Source organism: Caulobacter segnis, from assembly GCF_023935105.1.
GTDB lineage: Bacteria > Pseudomonadota > Alphaproteobacteria > Caulobacterales > Caulobacteraceae > Caulobacter > Caulobacter segnis_B.
In genome coordinates this window covers 5681109-5687505 of sequence record NZ_CP096040.1, presented here as the reverse complement: position 1 = coordinate 5687505, position 6397 = coordinate 5681109, and the positions used below count along the sequence as shown (strand labels likewise).

Here is a 6397-nt window from a genome sequence, read left to right as displayed (position 1 = left end):
GGAAGGGCTGGGGGCAAAGGCGCATGGCGTGTGGGAGTCATCCGCGTAGCGGGCGTTTTCCCCACTTTGCAGTTGCCCTCCAACCCCCTCTTCCAATCTTAATTTCTTATTAAGAAATGATAGGAGGGTCTTAGGTGTCTTACGGGCTTGAGCCCGAGCGAGGACCGGGCTTTAACCCGAGCCATGACGTCTCCCACCCAGACTCCTAAATTTCTCTCAACGCTCGCCGGCGAAAAGCACGCGAACCCTCCGATCTGGTTCATGCGCCAGGCGGGGCGGTATCTGCCGGAGTACCGCGCGGTGCGCGCGACGGCCCCGGACTTCATCTCGTTCTGCTTCGATCCCGAGAAGGCGGCCGAGGTCACCCTGCAGCCGATGCGCCGGTTTCCGTTCGACGCCTCGATCGTGTTCGCCGACATCCTGCTGATCCCGGGCGCGCTGGGCCAGAAGGTCTGGTTCGAGGCCGGCGAAGGCCCGAAGCTGGGCGAGATGCCGTCGATCGAGTCCATGGCCGAAAAGGCCGGAGAGGCGGGCGAGGCCCTCAAGCTCGTCGGGGAGACGCTGACGCGGGTTCGGTCGGCGCTCGATCCGTCCAAAGCCCTGATAGGCTTCGCCGGCGCGCCGTGGACGGTGGCGACCTACATGATCGAGAAGGGTTCCAGCGACCGCAGCGGCGCGCGGACCTTCGCCTATCAGAACGCCGAGCAGCTGGACGCCCTGATCCAGGTTCTGGTCGACGCGACGATCGACTATCTGGCTATGCAGGTCGACGCCGGGGCCCAGGCCCTGAAGCTGTTCGAGAGCTGGGCCGAGGGCCTGTCGGAGCCGCTGTTCGACCGGCTGGTCACTCAGCCGCACATCCGGATCATCGAGGGGCTGCGCGCCCGGGGCGTGACCGCGCCGATCATCGGCTTCCCGCGCGGGGCCGGAACGCTGGTCGAGGACTATGCGCAAAAGGTCCCGGTTCAGGGCGTGGCGCTGGACACTTCGGCCTCGGCCAAGCTGGGCCAGTCGATCCAGAAGACCAAGACGATCCAGGGCGCGCTGGATCCGCTGCTGCTGCGGGCCGGCGGCGATGCGCTGCTGCGTCGGGTCGACGAACTCCTGGAACAATGGAACCAGGGTCCCTACATCTTCAACCTGGGACACGGCATCCTGCCGGACACGCCGATCGCCCATGTCGAGCAGGTGCTGGAGCGCGTGACCGGCCAGAAGGTCGCCAAGCAGATGGCGTCGACCTGATGGCCCGCAAGCTCGCCGTCGTCCTGTTCAACCTCGGTGGGCCGGACGGGCCGCGCGCGGTGCGCCCGTTCCTGTTCAACCTGTTCCGCGATCCGGCGATCATCGGCTTGCCGGCGATCGCCCGCTATCCGATCGCGGCGCTGATCTCGACCTCGCGCGAGAAGATGGCCAAGGCCAACTACGCGATCATGGGCGGCGGCTCGCCGCTTTTGCCAGAGACCGAGAAGCAGGCCAGGGCGCTCGAGGCGGAACTGGCCATGACGTTGCCCGGCGTCGAGGCCAAGTGCTTCATCGCCATGCGCTACTGGAACCCGCTGACCGGCGAGACGGCCAAGCAGGTGACGGCGTTCGGCCCGGACGAGGTCGTGCTGCTGCCGCTGTACCCACAGTTTTCGGCGACCACGACCGCCTCGTCGCTGAAGGCCTGGCGCGAGACCTATTCGGGCCCGGGCCGCCAGACGACGGTGTGCTGCTATCCAAACGAAACGGGTCTAGTCGAAGCGCACGCCCGGCTGATCCGCGAGACCTGGGAGAAGGCCGGTTCGCCGTCGAACGTGCGCCTGCTGTTCTCGGCCCATGGGCTGCCGGAAAAGGTGATCCTGGCCGGTGATCCCTACCAGAAACAGATCGAGGCCACGGCCGCCGCGGTGGCGGCTCGGCTGCCGGCCGGGCTGGACTGGACCGTCTGCTACCAGAGCCGGGTCGGGCCGATGAAGTGGATCGGGCCCTCGACCGACGAGGAGATCCGTCGGGCCGGGGCGGACGGGAAGGGCGTCATCGTCACCCCGATCGCCTTCGTCTCCGAGCATGTCGAGACCCTGGTCGAGCTGGATCACGAATACGCCGAGCTGGCCAAGACCGTCGGGGTCGCGCCCTACATCCGCGTGCCGGCCCTGGGGGTGGCACCGGAATTCATCGCTGGCCTGGCCAAGACCGTGGCCGGCGCGATCCAGGTCAGCGATCCGGTCCTGCCGGCGTCAACCTGGCGGTGCGGGCGAGATTGGCCCAACTGTCCGTGCAGAGAGGGAGCTTCGGCGTGATCGATTTCCTGGTGGCGCACTTCAACCTGGTGCGCGGTCTGCACATCCTGTCGGTCATCGCCTTCATGGCCGGGATGCTCTACCTGCCGCGCCTGTTCGTCTATCACACCAAGGCCACGCCCGGCTCGGAGATGGACGAGACCTTCAAGGTCATGGAGCGGCGTTTGCTGCGCGGGATCATCAATCCGGCCTCGATCGCCACGGCGGTGTTCGGTCTGGGTCTGATCCTGGCCGACAGCGCCATCCGCGGCTGGAGCTTCCTGGCCGAGCCCTGGATGGCCACCAAGCTGGTCGCCCTGGTCGGCCTCTATGGCTGGCACGGCTTCCTGTCGGCCTCGCGCAAGAAGTTCGAGCGGGGCGAGAACGTCCGCTCGGAAAAGTTCTGGCGGATCACCAACGAGATCCCGTTCGTGCTGGCGATCGTCATCGTCATATCGGTGACGACCAAGTTCCTGAACCACTGACGGGTGTGGCCGGCGCTTGACCGGCCGTGCCCCACGTGGTTTGGATCCCAAAGAGGGTTCGCAGCTAGCGAACCGTCCTGTCTTCACGGACCGGCGCCCGTCCTGGAGCGCCCCGCGAGCGATCCGCTCCAAGGTTCGTCCCCCGAACGATCCGCGTCATCGTCAACCGACGCGCCTGCTGGTCCTACCCGGAGGGTTTGGCCGGCATGACTATCGAAGTTTTACCGGCCGGACTCCGCCCTGGGGTCCGCGCCCACTCTTGAGTCTTGTCATGACCGAAGAAACCGAAAACGAAATCCCGGCCGCCGAAGAGGCGACCACCGAAGAGGCCCCCCAGGACATTGGCGTCGATACGACCGCCGACGCCAGCGCCGAAGCTTCCGCCGAAGCGGAAGGCGAGGGCGAGGACGACGGGTCCGGCATCGCCGAGGCCGTCGCGGCCCTGGGCCTGAAGTCTATGTCCCTGCAGGAGCTGAAGGAGAAATCCCCGGCCGACCTGCTGGCGTTCGCCGAGACCTTCGAGGTCGAGAACGCCAACTCCATGCGCAAGCAGGACATGATGTTCGCGATCCTGAAGACCCTCGCCGAGGAAGGCGTGGAGATCTCGGGCTCGGGCACCATGGAAGTGCTTCAGGACGGCTTCGGCTTCCTGCGCTCGCCGGAAGCCAACTATCTGCCCGGCCCGGACGACATCTACGTTTCGCCGTCGCAGATCCGGAAGTATGGCCTGCGCACCGGCGACAGCGTCGACGGCGCCATCCGCTCGCCGCGCGAGGGCGAGCGCTATTTCGCCCTGACCAACGTCTCGAAGATCAATTTCGAGAGCCCCGAGAACGTGCGCCACAAGGTGCACTTCGACAACCTGACGCCGCTCTATCCCGAGGAGCGTCTGCACATGGAGCTGCCCGATCCGACCATCAAGGATCGCTCGGGCCGCGTCATCGATATCGTCGCCCCGCTCGGCAAGGGCCAGCGCTGCCTGATCGTCGCCCCGCCGCGCGTGGGTAAGACCGTCATGCTGCAGAACATCGCCAAGTCGATCGAGACCAACCACCCCGAGTGCTACCTGATCGTCCTGCTGATCGACGAACGCCCGGAAGAAGTCACCGACATGCAGCGCACGGTGAAGGGCGAGGTCATCGCCTCGACCTTCGACGAGCCGGCGACCCGTCACGTCCAGGTGGCCGAGATGGTCATCGAGAAGGCCAAGCGCCTGGTCGAGCACAAGCGCGACGTCGTCATCCTGCTGGACTCGGTCACGCGTCTGGGCCGCGCCTACAACACCACCGTCCCGTCGTCGGGCAAGGTGCTGACCGGCGGTGTCGACGCCAACGCCCTGCAGCGTCCGAAGCGTTTCTTCGGCGCGGCGCGGAATGTGGAAGAGGGCGGTTCGCTGTCGATCATTGCCACGGCCCTGATCGACACCGGCAGCCGCATGGATGAAGTGATCTTCGAAGAGTTCAAGGGCACCGGTAACTCGGAAATCGTCCTGGACCGCAAGGTCGCCGACAAGCGCATCTTCCCGGCCATCGACGTGCTCAAGTCCGGCACCCGCAAGGAAGAGCTCATCACCCCGAAGGATCAGCTGCAGAAGACCTACGTCCTGCGCCGCATCCTCAACCCGATGGGCGCGTCGGACGCGATCGAGTTCCTGCTGGACAAGCTGCGCCAGTCGAAGACCAACGGCGACTTCTTCCAGTCGATGAACACCTGAGTCCGACTGGACTCATCAGAAGTACGAGAAAGGCCCCGGTTTTACCCGGGGCCTTTTTTGTTGTCGGTCGTACCGTGTAGATCCTCCCCCGCGTCGCGGGGAGGTGGCCCAGAGGGCCGGAGGGGGTTGGCTGGACGCGCCGCATCGCCCCCTAAGTCGCTTCGCGCCACCTCCCCGTTAGAGGGAGGACCTTGGCTTACGGAATCAGCAACGTCGCGCCGGTCGTCTTGCGACCTTCCAGCGCCTCATGCGCCGCGCGGGCCTCCACCAGCGGGAAGGTCTGGCCGATGTCGATCTTCACCGCCCCCGAGCAGAGGACGGCGAACAGGGCCTCGGCGCTCTCGTCCAGTTCCTGGGTCGTGGCGATGTAGTCAAACAGCTTGGGCCGGGTGACGAACAGCGACTTGGCCGAAAGCTCCAGCGGTGCAAAGGCTGGGACTGGGCCCGAGGCGTTGCCGAAGGTGACCATGACGCCTCGGCGGCCAAGGCTCTTCAGGCTGCCCACCCAGGTGTCCTTGCCAACGCCGTCATAGACGACCGCCACGCCCTGGCCGTTGGTGAAGTCGTTCACCCTCACCGCGACATCCTCGTGGCCATAGTCGATGACGTGGTCTGCGCCGAGTTGACGGGCCAGTTCCAGTTTCGACTCCGACCCGGCGGTGGCGATCACCGTCGCGCCGAGGGCCTTACACCACTGGACCAGGATCTGGCCGACGCCGCCGGCCGCCGCGTGGATCAGCACGCGGTCGTCGGGTTTCACGTGGAAACATCGGCGGACCAGAAACTCGGCGGTCATGCCTTTCAACATGGCCGCGGCGGCCGTCTCCAGGCTGACGCCGTCAGGGACCTTCACCGCGCGTTTGGCCGGCACGACCGCCGCTTCGGCATAGGCGCCGATCGTGCCGTTGTAGGCCACGCGATCACCGACCTTGAAGCGGGTGACGCCGTCACCGACCGCCTCGACGCTTCCCGCCGCCTCCAGGCCGATGCCGGACGGCAGCTTCAGGGGGTAGAGTCCTGAGCGGTGATAGGTGTCGATGTAGTTCAGGCCGATGGCCTCGTGCCGGATCAGGATCTGCCCGGCGACAGGGGAGGGCGTTTCGACCTCGGTAGCCTCGAGCACCGCGGGCCCACCGGTGCTGGCGATCCGGATCGCCAGCATCTAGGCCAACGCCTTCTGGAAGAAAGTCAGGCTGCGGCCATTGGCCTTGGCTGCGTCAGCGGCGTCGTAGTGCGCACCACCCTCGCGCGCGAAGGCATGGTCGCGATCGGCGTAGGTATGGATCTCGATCTGGGGGTGATCCTTCAGCGCCTGCAGGATGACCTGTCGGGCTTCCGGCGGCACGAACTGGTCCTTCTCGGCGATGTGCATCAGCAGCGGGTGGGTCAGCTTCTCGGCCTCGCCGACATGCTTCTCGATGCCGACCCCGTAGTACGAGACCGAGGCGTCGACATCGGTGCGGGTCGCGGTCAGGAAGGCCAGCAGGCCGCCCAGGCAATAGCCGACCGCGCCGATCTTGCCGTTGACGCCCGTCAGCTTGCGGACAGCGGCGATGGTCGCGCCGATGTCGCCGACGCCGGCGTCCACGTCGAACGCGTTGAACAGCTCGAAGGCCTTCTTCCACTCGGCCTCGGACTGGTCGGTGATGTCGATGCCCGGTTCGATCCGCCAGAACAGGTCGGGGCAGACCGCGACATAGCCCTGGGACGCCAGGCCATCGCAGATGTCGCGCATCACCTTGTTGACGCCGAAGATCTCCTGGATCACGACGATGGCCGGGGCGTTGTCGGCCTGAGGACGCGCCACATAGGCCGAGAAGTCGCCATCGGGCGTGGTGATCGTGAGGGTCTCACTCATCGGGAACTCCGTGTCTTCAAGGGCCCTAGCAGGACCTGATGTGACTTTCGACCAAAGCGCTCTAACCTGCACCGACGGG

The 6397-nt window shown here is 65.9% G+C and carries 6 protein-coding genes; 4 read left to right on the top strand and 2 right to left on the bottom strand.

The window, feature by feature from the left end:
* Positions 1-183 precede the first annotated feature (183 nt).
* From hemE to rho, 4 genes are all read left to right on the top strand, one after another.
* The gene (hemE, locus tag MZV50_RS26440) at positions 184-1242 is read left to right on the top strand and encodes a uroporphyrinogen decarboxylase (protein ID WP_252632327.1); all 1059 of its coding nucleotides are present in this window, start codon (positions 184-186) and stop codon (positions 1240-1242) included.
* Positions 1242-2282, top strand: a complete 1041-nt coding sequence (gene hemH, locus MZV50_RS26435; RefSeq protein ID WP_252632326.1) for a ferrochelatase — start codon at positions 1242-1244, stop codon at positions 2280-2282. The genes hemE and hemH overlap by 1 nt, the downstream gene beginning before the upstream one ends.
* Positions 2231-2746 (top strand): CopD family protein, encoded by a 516-nt coding sequence (locus MZV50_RS26430; RefSeq protein WP_436792195.1) that lies wholly within the window; start codon positions 2231-2233, stop codon positions 2744-2746. Before hemH ends, MZV50_RS26430 begins: the two co-directional genes overlap by 52 nt.
* A gap of 271 nt (positions 2747-3017) precedes the next feature.
* Positions 3018-4460 carry a transcription termination factor Rho gene (gene rho / locus MZV50_RS26425; RefSeq protein WP_252632324.1) on the top strand — a complete coding sequence of 481 codons (1443 nt, stop codon included), beginning with the start codon at positions 3018-3020 and terminating at the stop codon, positions 4458-4460.
* 196 nt (positions 4461-4656) lie between these two features.
* Here the strand turns inward: rho and MZV50_RS26420 are convergent, their stop codons facing one another.
* Entirely contained in the window at positions 4657-5622 is a 966-nt protein-coding gene (locus tag MZV50_RS26420; RefSeq protein ID WP_252632323.1) for a quinone oxidoreductase family protein, read from the bottom strand.
* Positions 5623-6318, bottom strand: a complete 696-nt coding sequence (locus MZV50_RS26415) for a dienelactone hydrolase family protein (RefSeq protein WP_252632322.1) — start codon at positions 6316-6318, stop codon at positions 5623-5625.
* Between the last annotated feature and the right edge of the window lie 79 nt (positions 6319-6397).